Source organism: Streptomyces sp. VNUA24, assembly GCF_029167005.1.
GTDB classification, from domain to species: domain Bacteria; phylum Actinomycetota; class Actinomycetes; order Streptomycetales; family Streptomycetaceae; genus Streptomyces; species Streptomyces scabiei.
Map to the genome: position 1 here is coordinate 4,236,603 of NZ_CP119143.1, position 17,343 is coordinate 4,253,945.

Genomic DNA, 17,343 nt, shown 5'->3' on the forward strand with positions numbered 1-17,343 from the left:
TAGGCTGCCCCCATGACCTCCGACTCCCCGGCCCCCGGTGCGCCGACCGTCGCCCCGCCGACGGGCGACGCGCTGTTCGATCAGGCCCTCGTCGAAGAGGCCACCAAGAAGTCCGGGCTCGTCTGGGTGCGGGGCGGCGAGGCGCTCCCGGGCCGGGCGGCGCCCTCGCGCGCGCTGTGGCACGTCTGGCACGAGGGGGCGGCGTGTCTGGTCGGTGACGGGCCCGGCGAGCAGCCGTTCCCGGACCTGGTCGACGGGGGTGCGGCCGTGGTGACCGTCCGCAGCAAGGACAAGGGCGGCCGGCTCGTCGCCTGGGCCGCCCGCGTCGTCGAGCTGGCCCCCGGCTCCCCCGCGTGGGAGGCCGCCGTGGCCGAGCTCAAGGGCAAGCGCCTCAACGCCCCCGACGGCGAGGCGATGCCGGCCCGCTGGGCCCGCGAGTGCCGGGTGCTCCGCCTGGAGCCGACGGGAACGACCATCCCGGCCCCCGACGGCGACCAGGCGCAGCCTCCGCTACCGACCTCGGCGACGACGCGCGCACCGATCCCGGCGGCGGTACCCCGCCTGCTCTTCGGCCGCCGCAAGCGAGGCTGAGGCGACGGGCACCGGGGTGCGGGCCGGCGGCCCGAGGGGTGCGGGCCGAGGATGCGCGCCGACGGCAATCAGTGGTCCGGGCCTACGGCCCCGACCGGAGAGATCCCGCACACGTCCCGAGAGACCCGGCCCATGACCGGAGGGTGCCGGCCTACGACGTCGGCAGTTGTCGGCCGTAGTCCACGACCGACTTCGCGTCCGGCTCCTTCAGGGTGAAGTCCTTGCCCCAGTCGGTGAGGAGGATGGTTCCGGCGTCGCCCGCGCGGACGAGGCGCAGGGGGTAGGGGGTGCCCTCCAGGGAGACGTCCAGGGTGCCGCCGGAGCCCTTGTCGCCGCTGATGCGGATCGTGCGGGTGCCGGACTGTTCGTGGTGGCCGTCCTTGGAGAGCGAGCCGTGCAGGGTGAGCAGGCTGCCGAGGAGGACGTTCTTGTCGGTGAAGCCGCTGAAGCGCTTGTAGGCGGGGTCCCCGGTCGGCACCTTCACGTACATGCCGTCCAGCTTGTCCGCCGCGTCCGTCTCGCCCCCGTCGTGGCCTGCGCCGTTCTTCCCCGAGTCCTGGTGGTCCCAGAAGTCCTTGTCGGCCTTGAGGAAGAGGTGTTCGCCGACCTTCAGCAGCCGGAACGTGGACCCCTCGGACGTCACCGAACCCGTGCCGCCGTCCTCCTTCAGGCGCATGTCCAGCCGGTAGGTCTTGCCGCTGGTCACCACCGCGCCGGACAGCCGGACCGTGTCCGCCGCCGCGGCCGCCGCCCGGGTCGTGCTCTGGATCTTCGCCGGCTCCAGTCTGCCGACCCCGTTCGTGCCCTCGTCGGGGTCCTCACCGCATCCGGTCAGCCCCAGCCCGCAGGCCACCAGGGTGCAGACGGCGCTCACCAGTGCGGCCCTTCGGGTACGGGGAATCACAGTCACAGGCGATGCACCTCTTCGTGGGGAGTCCAGGCGTACCGCAGAGTACCGGGGCTCCGGGGGCACTCAGGAGCCAGTCCGGCCGCACCGCTCACCAGGGCATATCCGATCGGGACGGGCTAGCCTGAAGCCCTCCTCGGCGGACATTCCCCTCGCGACGGGAAGGAAAGGGGCGGCTCATGGCGGCGGTCGCGCCCCGGATCTTCGTCTCCCATCTCTCCGGCGTCGCCGTCTTCGATCCGAACGGCGATCAGGTGGGCCGCGTCCGCGATCTCGTCGCCATCCTGCGGGTGGGCCGGAAGCCGCCGCGGCTGCTCGGTCTGGTCGTCGAACTGTCCACCCGCCGCCGGATCTTCCTGCCCATGACCCGGGTCACCGGCATCGAGTCCGGCCAGGTCATCACCACGGGTGTGCTGAACGTGCGCCGGTTCGAACAGCGCCCCACCGAACGTCTCGTCGTCGGGGAACTGCTGGACCGCCGGGTCCAGCTCGTGGACACGGGCGAGGAGGTGACGGTGCTCGACATCTCGGTGCAGCAGCTGCCGGCCCGCCGGGACTGGGAGATCGACCGGGTCTTCGTCCGCAAGGGCAAGGGCGGCGCGTTCCGGCGCCACAAGGGCGAGACGCTGACCGTGGAGTGGTCGGCGGTCACCGGGTTCTCGCTGGAGGAGCACGGGCAGGGCGCCGAGAACCTTCTCGCGACCTTCGAACAGCTCCGCCCGGCCGACCTGGCCAACGTGTTGCACCACCTCTCCCCCAAGCGCCGGGCCGAGGTCGCCGCCGCCCTCGACGACGACCGGCTCGCCGACGTCCTGGAGGAGCTGCCCGAGGACGACCAGATCGAGATCCTCGGCAAGCTGAAGGAGGAGCGCGCCGCCGACGTCCTGGAGGCCATGGACCCGGACGACGCCGCCGACCTCCTCGCCGAGCTCCCGGAGGAGGAGCAGGAACGGCTGCTGACCCTGATGCAGCCGGAGGACGCGGCGGACGTACGACGGCTCATGGCGTACGAGGAGAAGACCGCCGGCGGTCTGATGACCACCGAGCCGATCGTGCTGCGCCCGGACGCGACCGTCGCGGACGCCCTCGCGCGGGTCCGCAACGCCGACCTGTCCCCCGCGCTGGCCGCTCAGGTGTACGTGTGCCGGCCGCCGGACGAGACCCCGACCGGCAAGTACCTCGGCACGGTCCACTTCCAGCGGCTGCTGCGGGACCCGCCGTACACCCTGGTCAGTTCGATCCTCGACGACGGTCTCCAGCCGCTGGACCCGGAGGCCGCGCTGCGGGCCGTCGCCGGATTCTTCGCCACGTACGACATGGTCGCGGCGCCCGTGGTGGACGAGAGCGGCTCGCTGCTGGGCGCGGTGACCGTGGACGACGTGCTGGACCACATGCTGCCCGAGGACTGGCGGGAGACGGAGTTCCATCTGCACGAGGACGACTCCGTGACGGTCGCGCCCGAGGAGGCTTCCGATGGCTCCTGACCGGGACGGGCGCGAGGGGCGGCACACGGGCCGTGAGCGGGCGCACGCCGGCGTGGGCGGACGGGAGCGCGTGTCGTCCTCCGGAGGCCCTCAGCGGGAGCGCACGCTCTCCGGCGCCACCGCCCGCCCCCGGACGCGTCTGGACCAGCCGCTGCCGCGCCGGGCCAAACTGCTGCCCGAGTGGGATCCGGAGGCGTTCGGACGGCTCTCGGAGCGGATCGCGCGCTTCCTGGGCACGGGCACGTTCCTCGTCTGGATGACCGTCGTGATCATCCTGTGGGTGGTGTGGAACGTCTCCGCCCCGCGCGAGCTGCGCTTCGACAACTACCCCTTCATCTTCCTGACCCTGATGCTCTCGCTGCAGGCTTCCTATGCCGCCCCGCTGATCCTGCTCGCGCAGAACCGCCAGGACGACCGCGACCGGGTCAACCTGGAGCAGGACCGCAAGCAGAACGAGCGCTCGATCGCCGACACCGAGTATCTGACCAGGGAGATCGCCGCCCTGCGCATCGGCCTCGGCGAGGTCGCCACCCGCGACTGGCTGCGTTCGGAGCTCCACGACCTGGTCAGGGAGCTGCAGGAGCACGACGCCGACGGGCCGCGCGGCGCCCGGACGGTATTCCCGCCGGAACACCCGCGCGGACGTGACAAGGGCGACCGCTGACGGGGCTCCCAGGGGCCGCGCGGGTCGCCGTACCATCGACCCTATGGCTACGGAAGACGCGGTGCGCGAGGCACTGTCGACGGTGAACGACCCCGAGATCAACCGTCCCATCACCGAACTGGGGATGGTCAAGTCGGTGGAGATCGGCGCGGACGGAGCGGTCGCGGTCGCCGTGTACCTGACGGTCTCGGGCTGCCCCATGCGCGACACGATCACCCAGCGGGTGACGGACGCCGTCGCGGCGGTCGAGGGCGTCACCGGCGTCACCGTCGAGCTGGACGTCATGAGCGACGAGCAGCGCAAGGAACTGGCGGGGGCCCTGCGCGGCGGCCAGGCCGAGCGCGAGGTCCCGTTCGCCAAGCCGGGCTCCCTCACGCGCGTGTACGCCGTCGCCTCCGGCAAGGGCGGCGTCGGCAAGTCCTCGGTGACCGTGAACCTGGCGGCCGCCATGGCCGCCGACGGCCTCAAGGTCGGTGTCGTCGACGCCGACATCTACGGCCACTCGGTGCCCCGCATGCTGGGCGCCGACGGCAGTCCCACACAGGTCGAGAACATGATCATGCCGCCGTCCGCGCACGGCGTGAAGGTCATCTCGATCGGCATGTTCACCCCGGGCAACACCCCGGTCGTCTGGCGCGGCCCGATGCTGCACCGGGCGCTGCAGCAGTTCCTCGCGGACGTCTACTGGGGCGACCTGGACGTGCTGCTCCTGGACCTCCCGCCGGGCACCGGCGACATCGCGATCTCGGTGGCCCAGCTGGTCCCGAACGCCGAGATCCTGGTCGTCACCACGCCCCAGCAGGCGGCGGCCGAGGTGGCCGAGCGCGCCGGGTCCATCGCCGTGCAGACCCACCAGAAGATCGTCGGCGTCGTCGAGAACATGGCGGGCCTGCCCTGCCCGCACTGCGACGAGATGGTCGACGTCTTCGGCACCGGCGGCGGCCAGACCGTCGCCGACGGCCTCACCCGCACCACCGGCGCCACCGTCCCGGTCCTGGGCAGCATCCCGATCGACGTCCGTCTCCGTGAGGGCGGCGACGACGGCCGTCCGGTCGTCCTCTCCGACCCCGACTCCCCCGCCGGCGCGGCCCTGCGGGCCATCGCGGGCAAGCTGGGCGGCCGCCAGAGGGGCCTGTCGGGCATGAGCCTGGGCATCACCCCGCGGAACAAGTTCTAGGCCGGTCCGGGGGCACCGGGCGCCTGTCGAAGCCACGACGGCACCCACCGCTCCCGGACCACCACACCCCGAGGGAGACGAAGGGCACCCCCGCATCACCCGGCGGTGCCCTTCGACGCCCTACGCGTACCCCTCGATGTCCTTGATCGCGGCGAAGCCGAGCCCGTACGCGCTCATCCCCCGCCCGTACGCCCCCACGTGCACCCCCTGCGAGGTCGAACCGGCCAGCACCCAGCCGAACTCGGACTCGCGGTAGTGGAACGGCGTCGGCACCCCGTCCACGGGCAGGGACAGGGTCGACCAGTCCGGCCCGGCCAGGTCGTCCGCGAGGACCCACGCCGTCTCGGTCTGCTGGTCCAGCCAGTCGTCCCGCCGGATGTGGTCCAGCTGTCCCGGCCAGGTGAAGGACAGCAGCCCCACGCCCGCCAGCCACGCCGCGGAGGAGACCGACGTGGCCTCCAGGACACCCGTGCCGTCCGCGCTGCGCCGCACGTCGTTCGCGGCGACGGTCACCACGACCGCGAACCGCTCCTTGACCTCGTCGTCCGCCGCGGCGGTGTACTCGTTGCGCACCGAGGGCTCGTCGCCGTGTCCGATCGAACCGTGCTCGACGGCTCCCTCCGCCGACATACCCACCTGCATCAGCCAGCGCGGTCCCGTGAAGGCCTCGTCGAGGCCGTACCAGGGGAAGGTCGCCAGCAGGTAACCATCGACCGTGCGGCGGGCGGAGGGGACCTGTTGTCCGCCCTCCGCGGCCGACGCCTGCGCGCCTACCCGACTCGTCGTCTCCATGCCGGACGCCTCCTAGCTCTCGACGGACCGGAGCGGCCCGCCCCCCACGGGCGCGTCGTCGCTCGCTCTCCTTACGGTCCGCACAACAACTGGGCAGCATAGCCACAGCTCTCCGAGCAGCAGGGAAAGCGCCCGGCGCGTAGGACGGCGTACGGGCGGCTTCGGCCCGTACGGGGGTGCGCGGCGGTATGAATCGCGTCACGTCAGGGGGCGCGCCGGAGCAGGCTCGGGAGCCTGGCCTGCGGGCGCGAGAGCGAACGGGTGTGACCCGTACGGCTCAGGTGGCGTCCAGGTCGTACGGGGGACGCTCGGCCGCCTCGGGCTTCTTCGTCATGTCGACCGTTCCGCCGGACGAGGAGGACGAGGACGACGAGGAGCCGTCCGAGCCGGAGCCGATGGCGGCGGCGGAAGAGGTGGACGACGACTCCGCCTCGCGGCCGTGGACCGCGTCCGTCAGCTCGGCCATCTCCTTCTTCAGGTCGAAGCCGTTGCGGATCTCCTTGAGCCCCAGTTCGTCGTTGTCCAACTGCTTGCGCAGGAACGTCTTGGGGTTGAGGTCCTCGAACTCGAAGTCCTTGAACTCCGGACCGAGTTCGTTGCGGATGTCCGCCTTGGCGCTGTCCGAGAACTCGCGGATCTTCCGGATGGTCCGCGTGACGTCCTGGATCACCTTCGGGAGCTTGTCCGGGCCGAAGACGAGCACGGCGAGGACGACGAGCGTCACCACCTCGAGCGCACCTATGTCATTGAACACCTGAAGCTCCTTGCGATGTCCTCGGTCCCGATCCGCGGGCCTCGGCAGGTCTTCCGTGGTCCGGGCCGGATCCACGGTACCCGGCCATCCCCGCGATCCGGTACCGCTGCACGGCTTCGGACCACGCCCGGACGACCGGTTTTCCCAGCTGTTTGCCTGGCGGGAGGCCGCGCGGCGCTCCCGCCTGTGAGGTTGCTGTCAGTGCGGCCCGCCGACGTGGCCGCCCGCTGACGGTCAGTCGTCTGCGGACGAACCGAGAGTGAGTGTGACCGTCCGCTCGTCGCCGCCCCTGAGGAGGGTCAGCTCCAGCCGGTCGCCGGGCCGGTGGGCACGGACCTTGACGATCAGCTCGTCGCCGGAGTGGACGCGCTGGCCGTCGACCTCGGTGATGACGTCGCCCGAGCGGATGCCCGCCCGGTCGGCGGGGCCGCCCGCGGTGACCCCGGCCGCGCCTCCGTCGCCCTTGTCGCCGATACGGGCGCCGTCGCCGGAGTAGTCCATGTCGAGGGTGACACCGATCACCGGGTGGCTCGCCCTGCCGGTGTTGATCAGCTCCTCCGCGACACGCTTGCCCTGGTTGATGGGGATCGCGAAGCCGAGCCCGATCGAACCGGCCTGGCCGCCGTCGGACTCGGAGCCGCCGCCCGCGGACCGGATGGCGCTGTTGATGCCGATCACCCGGCCCTTGCCGTCGAGCAGCGGGCCTCCGGAGTTGCCGGGGTTGATCGGCGCGTCCGTCTGCAGGGCGTCCACGTACGACACGTCGCTCACGTCGCCGCTCTCGCCCCCGGCGGTGATGGGCCGCTCCTTGGCGCTGATGATGCCGGAGGTGACCGTGTTGGCCAGGTCGAAGGGGGCGCCGATGGCGACCACCGGGTCGCCGACCCGGACCTCCTCGGAGTTGCCGAGGGGTAGCGGCTTGAGGCCGCTGACGCCGGACACCTTGACGACGGCCAGGTCGTAGCCGGTGTCCCGGCCGACGACGGTGGCCTTGGCCGTCTCGCCGCCGCTGAAGGTCACCGATATGTCGCCGTCCGTACCGGCGGGGTCGACGACGTGGTTGTTGGTGAGGATGTGCCCCCGCCCGTCGAGCACGAAGCCGGTGCCGGTGCCCTGTGCGCTCGATCCGCTCACGTGGAGGGTGACGACGCTGGGCAGCGCGTCGGCGGCGATGGCGGCGACGCTGCCGGGCGCCCGCCCGGTCACGCCGTCGCTGCTCTGCGGCAGTTCGACCGCACCGACCCCGCCGTTGCGTTCCAGGTACGCGCCCACGGCCCCGCCGAAGCCCCCGGCCACGAGGGCGATCAGCACGGCCCCGACCAGCAGGCCCCGCCTCCCGCGCCGGCGCCGCCGCGTCAGGTCGTCCACCGCGGCCCCGTTCTGCTGCAGCGACCCCGAGCCGGCCCACGGGTCGTAGGTGCGCCAGGGGCCCCGCGGTTCGGCCGGGTGCGGCCGGGCGGGTTCGGGGTAGGCGGCCGGCGCGGGCTGCGGCCCTCCCGCGTAGGGCGGCGGCGGCACGGCCTGCGCGGAGTCCCCGAAGGCCGGCGGTCCCGGCTGCGAGGGATACGCGTAGGAGGCCCCCGGCGGCTGGGTGGAATCGAGGTAGGGCGCCGGGGCGGGCCCGGACGCCTGCGCGTACGGCGCCGTGACGGGCGAGGCGGCCTCGGGATGCACGGCCGTTCCGGGCGCGGGCGCGTCCGCGTGCGGGGCCGCCGGCGCGGGCGGGGGTGTCGCCGAGGCTGCCACCGCCGCGCCGGTGTGTGTCACGGCCGCGGGCGGTGCCGTCTCGTCGTGTCCCGGCGTGGGGGCGGCGTGCGCCGGGGTCACCGTCCCGACGGCGGTCCCGTGGGCGTCAGTCGCCGCCGGGTGCTGGACCGGCGGAGCGGGCGCCCAGGGGCCGGGCTCGCCGTAGGGAGGGGTGCTGTAGGGATCGGGGTCGTGCAGCGGCCTGGGGCGCTCCGAGAGTGTTCCGGGGGCGCTCCTGGCACCCGCCGCTGCGCCCGGCTCGTCCGGCACCCGGGCGGCGGCGACGGCGGTGGCCGGTCGCTCCAACTCGAAGTCGCCGGACGGGTCGTGCCCCTGGCCGGAGGCCGACGCGGAGGCCGACACGGAGACCGGCCGGGGCGTGGCCCCGGCGGCGGGACTGGCCAGCTCGAAGTCACCCTCGGTGTTCTGCTCGCGGACCGCGTCCACGGATGCCCCGGCGGACGAACCAGCGGTCCTCACCGCCCCGTCGGCTCCTGCGGCCCCCTCGGCCCCACCGAGCCCTACGGCTTCGGACCTCTCCCCCGCGCCGCCGGTCCCCATGAGCCCGTCGGGCCCTTCGGTGCCGCTGTGGTCCCCCGCCGTGTCGGCCCCAGGGCCGTGCGCTCGGGGGCGGCTCCACCACTTCGCCTTCGTGGGCTTCCCCTCGTTCATGTTCTCCCCACACCTAGGGCCCGTCCCAAGGACCGGCCCGCCGCCCACCGTTCACCGAGTGCCGCGGGCCACAACCGGCCCGAGCGGGACACGGCCCACTCCGGATTCAACCAGGTTCGGGAGCCGGTGGGCAGAACTCGGGGTCAGCGGAGGACAGGAGAGAGGGGTGGGGAGGACGAGGCGGGGTCGGGTGCCGTCAGCAGGCCCGGGCCCGTCAGCTCGGGCGCCGGGGACCAGTCGGTCAGCTGCAGCTCCAGCGGGGGTGCGGCGGTGAGCGTGCCTATGAGCGGGGACACGGCGGCCGCGCCGACCGTGCCGGGTGCCGTCAGCGGGTGCGGGGCCCCACGGTCCTGGCCGGCCGGGGCGGGGACCCCGGGCAGCAGGGGCGCGGAGATCTCCGTCGGTGCGGTGGGGGCCTCGCCCAGGGAGGGGCGGCCCTGCCCGAGCAGCGGCACGACGGTTCCCCGGCGGCGCTGCGACTCGGGAGCGGGGACCGTGCCCGCGGCCTGCGTCCGCAGCGGGGTGACGTTGCTGCCGGATCCGGGACCGCCGCGGGCGTCGGCCGTCTCGACGGGAGTCACGTTGGTCACACCGCCGAGGGCGATCGCGGCCAGCGACACCGCGCCGGCGGCCACGAAGGCGAACCGCATGCCGCGGGAGGCCGAGCGCTCGGACTCCGGCCTGCTCACGGCGTGGATCCGGAAACCGCGGTCGCCCGTGCCCCGGGTGTCGTCGGAGGCGGTGTCCTTCCGGCCGGCCCGGCCGTCCGTCCCCGCGTCCTCGTCACGGTCACCGGCACCGGACAGGTCGCGTCCGCCGCCCGGGAAACCGCGGTCGGTGCCGAGGAAGCCGCGCCCGCTCAGGAAGCCGCGGTCACCGAGGAAACCGCGGCCGCCCAGCACTCCACGGCCCTCCGACGGCGTCAGCGCGCCGCCGTGCGGTCCCGACGGGACGTATCCGAAGGTGTCGCCGCCGGTTCCGAAGACACCGAAGTCGGCGAAGTCACGGGAGTCGGAGGAGCCGGGCAGTCCGGGCCCGCCGGCCGCGCTCCCGAGTCTTCCTCCGAAGCCACCGGACAGCGGCGAACCGTCGCCGTCGCCGCCCGCCGGGAGCATCTGGAGCCGGGCCAGAAAGCTCTCCGAGGGGGGCGGCGGGGCGGCCTCCGCGAAGACGTTCTTCAGGCGGCGCTGCTCGTCCGCCTCCGTCTTGCACTTCCCGCAGGTGGCGAGATGTGCCAGGACGCGGTCACGCGCCTCATGACCTAGCTCTCCGTCCACGAGGGCGGAGAGACGGTCTCCCAGGTGCTGCTCGGCAGACGTAGGACGGGATCCACTCACGCGGGCGCGCCCCCTCCTCCCAGCACGGGCACCCGCGGCACCGTGAACCCGCGGCGCTGCTCGGCCCGGGCCTCCGGGGAGCGGTGCGCGAGGGCCTTGCGGAGCTGGGAGCGGCCGCGGTGGATACGCGAGCGGACCGTGCCGAGCTTGACGCCCAGGGTCGCGGCGATCTCCTCGTACGACAGTCCCTCGATGTCGCACAGGACGACGGCGGCGCGGAACTCGGGCGCCAGGGTGTCGAGGGCCTGCTGGACGTCGGCGTCGAAGTGCGCGTCGTTGAAGATCTGCTGCGGGGTGGGCTCACGGCTGGGCAGGCGCTCGGCGGCGTCGTCCCCGAGGGCGTCGAAGCGGATGCGCTGCTTGCGCCGGACCATGTCCAGGAAGAGGTTGGTGGTGATGCGGTGCAGCCAGCCCTCGAAGGTGCCGGGCGTGTACGTCGACAGGGAGCGGAAGACGCGGACGAAGACCTCCTGCGTGAGGTCCTCGGCGTCGTGCTGGTTGCCGGTCAGACGGTAGGCGAGCCGGTAGACGCGGCCGCTGTGGGTGCTGACGATCTCCTCCCAGGTGGGCGGAGTCCACGCCTGCGCGTGCGCGTCCGTGGTGAAGGTCGCGGTCTGTGCGACGGCGGCGTGGCTGTGGTCAGCGGTGTCGTTCACGGATTTCGGCTTGCCCGCCGATCCGAGAAAGCGCCGTAGCACTCCTCCCCGATCCACAGGCGCGGCCGCACCTCCCCTGTCGGCTCTGGTGGTGTCCAGTGGAGCCCCTACCATAGCCACCTCGCCCGTTAGCTCCGGATAAGCGGTTTTATAGGAAATTGATGTGCGCCGATGTGGCGCATTCGGCTGATGCGGCCCATATGACTCGGTCAGCACCTGCCCCGAACCGCTCGCCCGCTCGTCGGCCCCGTCCATCCCGTGCCCCCCGTCGCGGCCCCCGTCACTCACTCATCCCTTTAAACGACCGGTCCCATCAGGAGGTTCCCGACGGCAACGGATACAGTCACGCCCAGGCAACCACGGGGACATAAGGAGAGGGTCATTACCGGCAACCGGCTGACGAGCTGGGCGTTCGCCGACGCCTTTGTCGCCGAGGACGAGGCGCTGCGCTGGGCCCGCGACCGGGCCCGCGAGGCAGGGCTGCGCTCGGTGTCGCCCGGCACGGGCGCCGCGCTGCGGGTGCTCGCCGCCACCGTGGACGCGAAAGCGGTGGCGGAGATCGGGACCGGGACCGGCGTCTCCGGGATCCACCTGCTGCACGGTATGCGGCCGGACGGGGTGCTGACCACCGTGGATCCGGAGCCGGACCACCAGCAGTTCGCCCGGCAGGCGTTCCGCGCGGCCGGGTTCGCCGGCAACCGCGCGCGCTTCATCCCCGGCCACGCGCTGGACGTGCTGCCGCGGCTCGCGGACGCGGGGTACGACCTGGTCTTCTGCGACGGCGACCGGCTGGAGTGCCTCGACTACCTCGCTGAATCGTTGCGGCTTCTGAGACCCGGCGGGCTGGTCGCCTTCGAGGGTGTCTTCGCCAGCGGCCGCACCGTGGACTCCAACCCGCAGCCGACCGAGGTCATACGGCTGCGGGAGCTGCTGCGCACGGTCCGCGAGAGCCCCGAACTCGTGCCGTCCCTGCTCCCGGTGGGCGACGGCCTGCTGTGCGCGGTCAAACGCTGAGGGACGGCTCCCGGGGCCCGTCCGGCCCCCGCGGCACCCCCGGTACGACAGCGCCCCGGCACCGCCGGGTGCGGCGGTGCCGGGGCAACTGAAAGGGTATGGTCGCTACGCGCGTCAGCCGACGACCTTCTTGAGGGCGTCTCCGAGGGCGTCTGCCTCGTCCGGGGTCAGCTCGACGACGAGACGACCGCCGCCTTCGAGCGGAACTCGCATGACGATGCCCCGCCCCTCCTTGGTCACCTCGAGCGGGCCATCGCCCGTCCGCGGCTTCATGGCCGCCATGCTCGTACCCCTTCCTGAAACCAGCTCATCGCCTAAGCCGACGGCCCGGGAGGGCAGGCGCGGGCCCACCTGGGGACACGCGACACCGGCATCGAACACATTGCTTCCAGGCCATTATCCCGCATCTCATGACCCGATGACCAACATCGGTCGGCATCGCTTGGGCAACGCGCGCGAGCAAAACCACCCAATTCGGCGGTGTGACTGCGATACTGCGCCACCGCACGGTCCCGGGCCGGTGCTCGGCCATTGGTGATTCTTTGACGCAGGTCACACGTCCGGCCCCCGCCGCCACCCGTGATCTCCGCCATGCTGTGCTGTGACGAGGGCGTACTCACCGGTACGCCGCCTGCCGCGACACCGGAGGGGAACCGCCATGGCCGACACCGTGCTCTACGAGGTGCGCGACGGACTCGCGACGATCACGCTGAACCGCCCCGAGGCGATGAACGCGCTGAACATCGCGGCGAAGGTCGCGCTCCGCGAGGCCGTGGAGGCGGCCGCCGGGGACGCGGCGGTGCGGGCGGTGCTGCTGACCGCCGCCGGGGAGCGGGCGTTCTGCGTGGGCCAGGACCTCAAGGAGCACATCGGGCTGCTGGTCGAGGGCTCGGGGGAGGTCATGAGCACGGTCAGGGAGCACTACAACCCGGTGGTGAAGGCCCTCACCGAGATGCCGAAGCCCGTGGTGGCCGGGGTCAACGGGGTGGCCGCCGGCGCGGGCCTGGGCTTCGCGCTCGCGGCGGACTACCGCGTGGTCGCCGAGACGGCGTCCTTCAACACCTCCTTCGCCGGGGTCGCGCTCACCGCCGACTCCGGGGTGTCCTGGACCCTGCCCCGGGTGATCGGCCCCGGTCGCGCGGCCGACCTGCTGCTGTTCCCGCGCAGCATCAAGGCCCAGGAGGCGTACGAGCTGGGGATCGCGAACAAGCTCGTTCCGGCGTCCTCACTGCACGCCGCCGCCGAGCAGGTGGCGCGGATGCTGGCCGAGGGGCCGACGGTGGCGTACGCGGCGATCAAGGAGTCGATGGCGTACGGGTTCTCCCACTCGCTGGCGGAGACGCTGGAGAAGGAGGACGAGCTGCAGACCCGCGCCGGGGCCTCGGAGGACCACCGGATCGCGGTGCGGGCGTTCGTGGACAAGGAGGAGCCCAAGTACCTGGGCCGGTGACGGTTCGGGGAGCCCTCACGCCCCTAGGGGGCGCTCCTGGCCACGCAGGTCTCAAGGTGGTCGTCGACCAGGCCGCACGCCTGCATCAGGGCGTACGCGGTCGTCGGGCCCACGAAGCGGATGCCGCGTTTCTTGAGGGCCTTGGACAGGGCCGTGGACTCGGGGGTGACCGCCGGGACGTCCGCGAGGGTGCGGGGGACCGGGCGGTCCGCCGGGTCCGGGGCGTGGGACCAGATCAGCTCGTCCAGCTCGCCGGGGGCCCAGGTGGACAGCTCGCGGGCGTTGGCGACGGTCGCCTCGATCTTGGCGCGGTTGCGGATGATGCCGGGGTCGCCGAGGAGGCGCTCCTGGTCGGCTTCCGTGAACACGGCGACCGAGGCGATCTTGAAGTCGGCGAAGGCGGCGCGGAAGCCCTCGCGGCGGCGCAGGATGGTGATCCAGGAGAGGCCGGACTGGAACGCCTCCAGGCAGAGCCGTTCGTACAGCGCGTCGTCGCCGTGGACCGGGCGGCCCCACTCCTCGTCGTGGTAGGCGATGTAGTCCTCGGTGGACAGGGCCCAGGGGCAGCGCGGCGCGCCGTCGGGGCCGGCCAGGGCGGTGCCGTCGGTCACGGGTGTTCACCCTCCTCCGGCTTGCGCAGCGAGGTGACGGACGGCGCGTGGGCGCCGGCAAGGGCGGACTCCAGGTCGGCGATCCGGGCGTCCCGCTCGGCCAGCTCGGCGCTGAGGCGGCCGAGGGCGTCGTCCACGTCCGCCATGCGGTACCCGCGGACGGCGACCGGGAAGCGGAGTCCCTCGACGTCCGCGCGGTTGACCGGGCGGTCCGCCGGCAGCGGATCGTGGAGCCGCTCGCCCTCGGCCTCCGGCAGTACCGCGTTGTCGCCGCCTCCCACAACGGCGAGCGTCACCGCGGCGACCACCACGGCGAGCGCGACGACCAGGAACAAGAACATGAACATCGCTGGGTCCCCTCGACTGTGTTCGGCTCCGATCGTGCCATGCGAGTCTGACAGTTAAGGTCGCAGGCGGTTGTGCAAGGCCGTCGATCGGCGGGACGTACTGGGAGAGGGCGCGGCGGATGCTCAGGCTGGGCAAGCGGGAATTCGGCCCCCACGAGCCGGTGATCATGGCGATCGTGAACCGGACCCCGGACTCGTTCTACGACCAGGGGGCCACCTTCCAGGACGAGCCGGCGCTCGCGCGCGTGGAGCAGGCGGTCGCCGAGGGCGCGGCCATCATCGACATCGGCGGGGTCAAGGCCGGGCCCGGGGAGGACGTGAGCGCGGCGGAGGAGGCGCGGCGGACCGTGGGGTTCGTCGCCGAGGTGCGGCGGCGGTTCCCCGACGTCGTCATCAGCGTCGACACCTGGCGGCACGATGTCGGCGAGGCCGTGTGCGAGGCCGGGGCGGACGTGCTCAACGACGCGTGGGGCGGGGTCGATCCCCGGCTCGCGGAGGTGGCGGGGCGGTACCGGGTGGGGCTGGTGTGCACGCACGCGGGAGGGGCGGAGCCTCGTACGCGGCCGCACCGGGTCGAGTACGACGACGTGATGGCCGACATCCTCCGGGTGACCGTGGGGCTGGCGGAGCGGGCGGTGGCGCTGGGGGTGCCCCGGGAGTCGGTGATGATCGATCCCGGGCACGACTTCGGGAAGAACACGCGGCACAGCCTGGAGGCGACCCGGCGGCTCGGGGAGATGGTCGCGACGGGGTGGCCGGTGCTGGTGTCGCTGTCCAACAAGGACTTCGTGGGCGAGACGCTCGACCGGCCGGTGAAGGAGCGGGTGGTGGGGACCTTGGCCACCACCGCCGTCTCCGCCTGGCTGGGGGCCCAGGTGTACCGGGTGCACGAGGTGGCGGAGACCCGGCAGGTGGTGGACATGGTGGCGTCGATCGCGGGGCACCGGGTGCCCGCGGTGGCCCGGCGGGGGCTGGCCTAGTTTTTCTCGCCCCCGCCGCCCCTACCCGTCCCATCCTCAAGGGGCTGGGCGCCCCTTCGACCCCCGCGTCAAAGCCTCGGGGCTCCGCCCCGGACCCCGTTCGCGCAGTTCCCCGCGCCCCTTGTCAGCGGCCCGCCTCCTTCGAGACCAGTGCCACCGCCTCGTCCACGTCGTCCGTGACGTGGAAGAGGGTCAGGTCCTTCTCCGCTGCCTTGCCCTGGGCGATCAGGGTGTTCGTGAGCCAGTCGACGAGGCCGCCCCAGTAGGACTCGCCGAACAGGACGATGGGGAAGCGGGTGACCTTCTGGGTCTGGACGAGGGTGAGGGCCTCGAAGAGTTCGTCCAGGGTGCCCAGTCCGCCGGGCAACACCACGAACCCTTGCGCGTACTTCACGAACATCATTTTTCGGACGAAGAAGTACCGGAAGTTGAGGCCGATGTCGACGTAGGGGTTGAGGCCCTGTTCGAAGGGCAGCTCGATGCCGAGGCCGACGGAGGTGCCGCCCGCTTCGACGGCGCCCTTGTTGGCCGCCTCCATCGCGCCCGGGCCGCCGCCGGTGATGACGGCGAAGCCGGCCTCCACCAGGCCGCGGCCGAGCCGGACGCCCGCCTCGTACTCGGGTGAGTCGGCCGGGGTGCGGGCCGAGCCGAAGACGCTGATCGCGGGCGGGAGTTCGGCCAGGGTGCCGAAGCCCTCGATGAACTCGGACTGGATGCGCAGGACCCGCCAGGGATCCGTGTGGACCCAGTCCGAGGGGCCGCCCGCGTCCAGCAGCCGCTGGTCCGTGGTGCTCGCCTGGACCTGGCCCCGCCTGCGCAGCACCGGCCCCAGCCGCTGCTCCGTGGGTGGCTGCTCCTTGCCCTCGGGGTTGCCGGTCGCCATGTCCGCTCCCTCCGCCGTGCTGGTGGTTCACCTCAGCGTAGATCCATACGGGTTACGGGCGGGGGACGTGGGCGTGTCCGCCCGCGATCCGCCGCCCGGGGCGCCTCATGCCGTCAGCCAGGACCTCAGGCGCTCCTCGCCCGCCAGGATCAGCGCCGGGTCCACGCGTTCGTCGCGGCGGTGCGCCAAGTGGGGGTTGCCGGGGCCGTAGTTGACGGCCGGGACGCCGAGCGCGCTGAAGCGGGAGACGTCCGTCCAGCCGTACTTGGGCTGGGCCGTGCCGCCGACCGCCTCGATGAAGGCGGCGGCCGCCGGGTGGGACAGACCCGGCAGCGCGCCGGGGCTGTGGTCGTCGACGGTGAACGTCTCGACCCCGCAGTCGGCGAAGACCTCGAGGACGTGGGCGATGGCCTCGTGCTCCGTGCGGTCGGGCGCGTAGCGGAAGTTGACCGTCACCACGCACGCGTCGGGGATGACGTTGCCGGCGACACCGCCGGAGATGCCGACCGCGTTGAGGCCCTCGCGGTACTCCAGGCCGTCGATGACCGGGTACCGCGGCTCGTACGACGCGAGCCGCGCCAGGATCGGGGCGGCCGCGTGGATGGCGTTGGAGCCCATCCAGCCGCGGGCGGAGTGGGCGCGCTCGCCGCGGGTCGTCAGCAGGACCCGCAGCGTGCCCTGGCAGCCGCCCTCGACCTCGCCGTTCGTGGGCTCCAGGAGGACCGCGAAGTCGCCCTCCAGCCACTCGGGGTGGGCCTCGGAGATGTGCTTCAGGCCGTTCAGGTCGGCGGCGACCTCCTCGTTGTCGTAGAACACGAAGGTCAGGTCGCGGTTGGGGGCCGGGACCGTGGCCGCGATGCGCAGCTGGACCGCGACGCCGGACTTCATGTCGCAGGTGCCGCAGCCCCACAGGACGCCGTCCTCGTCGAGGCGGGAGGGGACGTTGTCCGCGATGGGGACCGTGTCGATGTGGCCGGCCAGGACCACGCGCTCCGCGCGGCCCAGGTTCGTGCGGGCGACGACGTTGTTGCCGTACCGGTCGACCGTGAGGTGCGGCAGGGCGCGCAGGGCGGTCTCGATCGCGTCCGCGAGGGGCTTCTCGGTGCCGCTCTCGGAGGGGAGGTCGACGAGCTGCGCGGTGAGCCGCGCGGCGTCCAGCGTGAGGTCAATGGGGGTCTCGGCCATGTCCCCGACCCTAACGCGCCGCCGGGGCGGGCCGCCCGGGCGAGCGGAACCGGTCACTCACGCCCCGCTGTTCACATCACTGTTCACAAGACC

18 protein-coding genes are annotated in these 17,343 nt (G+C 72.8%); 7 read left to right on the forward strand and 11 right to left on the reverse strand.

The features are described 5' to 3' along the window. Nucleotides 1-12 precede the first annotated feature (12 nt). Nucleotides 13-591: a hypothetical protein gene (locus tag PYR72_RS17750; protein WP_275456239.1), complete on the forward strand. Its 579-nt coding sequence runs from the start codon at nt 13-15 to the stop codon at nt 589-591. Between the two features lie 151 nt (nt 592-742). Here the strand turns inward: PYR72_RS17750 and PYR72_RS17755 are convergent, their stop codons facing one another. Further along, the gene (locus PYR72_RS17755) at nt 743-1,501 is read right to left on the reverse strand and encodes a hypothetical protein (protein ID WP_275456240.1); all 759 of its coding nucleotides are present in this window, start codon (nt 1,499-1,501) and stop codon (nt 743-745) included. Nucleotides 1,502-1,677: 176 nt separating this feature from the next. Between PYR72_RS17755 and PYR72_RS17760 the strand changes: the two genes are divergently transcribed. The 3 genes from PYR72_RS17760 to PYR72_RS17770 are packed head-to-tail and all read left to right on the forward strand — an operon-like array spanning nt 1,678 to nt 4,823. Continuing rightward, complete coding sequence (locus PYR72_RS17760; RefSeq protein WP_275456241.1) at nt 1,678-2,982, forward strand: CBS domain-containing protein; 1,305 nt, start codon at nt 1,678-1,680, stop codon at nt 2,980-2,982. 52 nt (nt 2,983-3,034) lie between these two features. Continuing rightward, entirely contained in the window at nt 3,035-3,646 is a 612-nt protein-coding gene (locus PYR72_RS17765; protein ID WP_275460439.1) for a DUF1003 domain-containing protein, read from the forward strand. A 43-nt stretch (nt 3,647-3,689) separates the two neighbouring features. Next, nucleotides 3,690-4,823 carry an Mrp/NBP35 family ATP-binding protein gene (locus PYR72_RS17770; RefSeq protein ID WP_275456242.1) on the forward strand — a complete coding sequence of 378 codons (1,134 nt, stop codon included), beginning with the start codon at nt 3,690-3,692 and terminating at the stop codon, nt 4,821-4,823. A 120-nt stretch (nt 4,824-4,943) separates the two neighbouring features. Here PYR72_RS17770 and PYR72_RS17775 read toward each other — a convergent pair whose 3' ends face one another. From PYR72_RS17775 to sigE, 5 genes are all read right to left on the reverse strand, one after another. Beyond that, a complete protein-coding gene (locus tag PYR72_RS17775) occupies nt 4,944-5,615 on the reverse strand; it encodes a hypothetical protein (RefSeq protein WP_275456243.1) in 672 nt (223 codons plus the stop codon). Between the two features lie 277 nt (nt 5,616-5,892). Then, the gene (locus tag PYR72_RS17780) at nt 5,893-6,369 is read right to left on the reverse strand and encodes a sec-independent translocase (RefSeq protein ID WP_275456244.1); all 477 of its coding nucleotides are present in this window, start codon (nt 6,367-6,369) and stop codon (nt 5,893-5,895) included. Nucleotides 6,370-6,603: 234 nt separating this feature from the next. After that, a complete protein-coding gene (locus tag PYR72_RS17785; protein ID WP_275456245.1) occupies nt 6,604-8,787 on the reverse strand; it encodes a trypsin-like peptidase domain-containing protein in 2,184 nt (727 codons plus the stop codon). Between the two features lie 143 nt (nt 8,788-8,930). Beyond that, a complete protein-coding gene (locus PYR72_RS17790; RefSeq protein WP_275456246.1) occupies nt 8,931-10,124 on the reverse strand; it encodes an anti-sigma factor in 1,194 nt (397 codons plus the stop codon). Further along, nucleotides 10,121-10,822, reverse strand: coding sequence for an RNA polymerase sigma factor SigE (gene sigE / locus PYR72_RS17795; protein WP_275456247.1), 702 nt, complete (start codon nt 10,820-10,822; stop codon nt 10,121-10,123). The genes PYR72_RS17790 and sigE overlap by 4 nt, the downstream gene beginning before the upstream one ends. A gap of 270 nt (nt 10,823-11,092) precedes the next feature. On the opposite strand from sigE, the gene PYR72_RS17800 reads away from it, so the two are divergent. Continuing rightward, a complete protein-coding gene (locus tag PYR72_RS17800) occupies nt 11,093-11,794 on the forward strand; it encodes an O-methyltransferase (protein ID WP_078580110.1) in 702 nt (233 codons plus the stop codon). Nucleotides 11,795-11,908: 114 nt separating this feature from the next. Here PYR72_RS17800 and PYR72_RS17805 read toward each other — a convergent pair whose 3' ends face one another. Then, on the reverse strand, nt 11,909-12,076 hold the full coding sequence (locus tag PYR72_RS17805) for a DUF3117 domain-containing protein (RefSeq protein ID WP_003966491.1): 168 nt from the start codon (nt 12,074-12,076) through the stop codon (nt 11,909-11,911). 376 nt (nt 12,077-12,452) lie between these two features. On the opposite strand from PYR72_RS17805, the gene PYR72_RS17810 reads away from it, so the two are divergent. After that, the gene (locus PYR72_RS17810) at nt 12,453-13,244 is read left to right on the forward strand and encodes an enoyl-CoA hydratase-related protein (protein ID WP_275456248.1); all 792 of its coding nucleotides are present in this window, start codon (nt 12,453-12,455) and stop codon (nt 13,242-13,244) included. Between the two features lie 23 nt (nt 13,245-13,267). Here PYR72_RS17810 and PYR72_RS17815 read toward each other — a convergent pair whose 3' ends face one another. Next, nucleotides 13,268-13,855: a DNA-3-methyladenine glycosylase I gene (locus PYR72_RS17815; protein WP_275456249.1), complete on the reverse strand. Its 588-nt coding sequence runs from the start codon at nt 13,853-13,855 to the stop codon at nt 13,268-13,270. Continuing rightward, nucleotides 13,852-14,202 (reverse strand): DivIVA domain-containing protein, encoded by a 351-nt coding sequence (locus PYR72_RS17820; protein WP_275456250.1) that lies wholly within the window; start codon nt 14,200-14,202, stop codon nt 13,852-13,854. Before PYR72_RS17820 ends, PYR72_RS17815 begins: the two co-directional genes overlap by 4 nt. Before the next feature lie 119 nt (nt 14,203-14,321). Between PYR72_RS17820 and folP the strand changes: the two genes are divergently transcribed. Beyond that, a complete protein-coding gene (gene folP, locus PYR72_RS17825) occupies nt 14,322-15,182 on the forward strand; it encodes a dihydropteroate synthase (protein WP_275456251.1) in 861 nt (286 codons plus the stop codon). 124 nt (nt 15,183-15,306) lie between these two features. On the opposite strand, the gene PYR72_RS17830 is transcribed toward folP, so the two are convergent. Together PYR72_RS17830 and dapE are read right to left on the reverse strand one after the other, a co-directional pair. Beyond that, a complete protein-coding gene (locus PYR72_RS17830; RefSeq protein WP_275456252.1) occupies nt 15,307-16,065 on the reverse strand; it encodes a TIGR00730 family Rossman fold protein in 759 nt (252 codons plus the stop codon). Between the two features lie 105 nt (nt 16,066-16,170). Then, nucleotides 16,171-17,250: a succinyl-diaminopimelate desuccinylase gene (gene dapE / locus PYR72_RS17835; RefSeq protein ID WP_275456253.1), complete on the reverse strand. Its 1,080-nt coding sequence runs from the start codon at nt 17,248-17,250 to the stop codon at nt 16,171-16,173. Nucleotides 17,251-17,343: the final 93 nt, after the last annotated feature.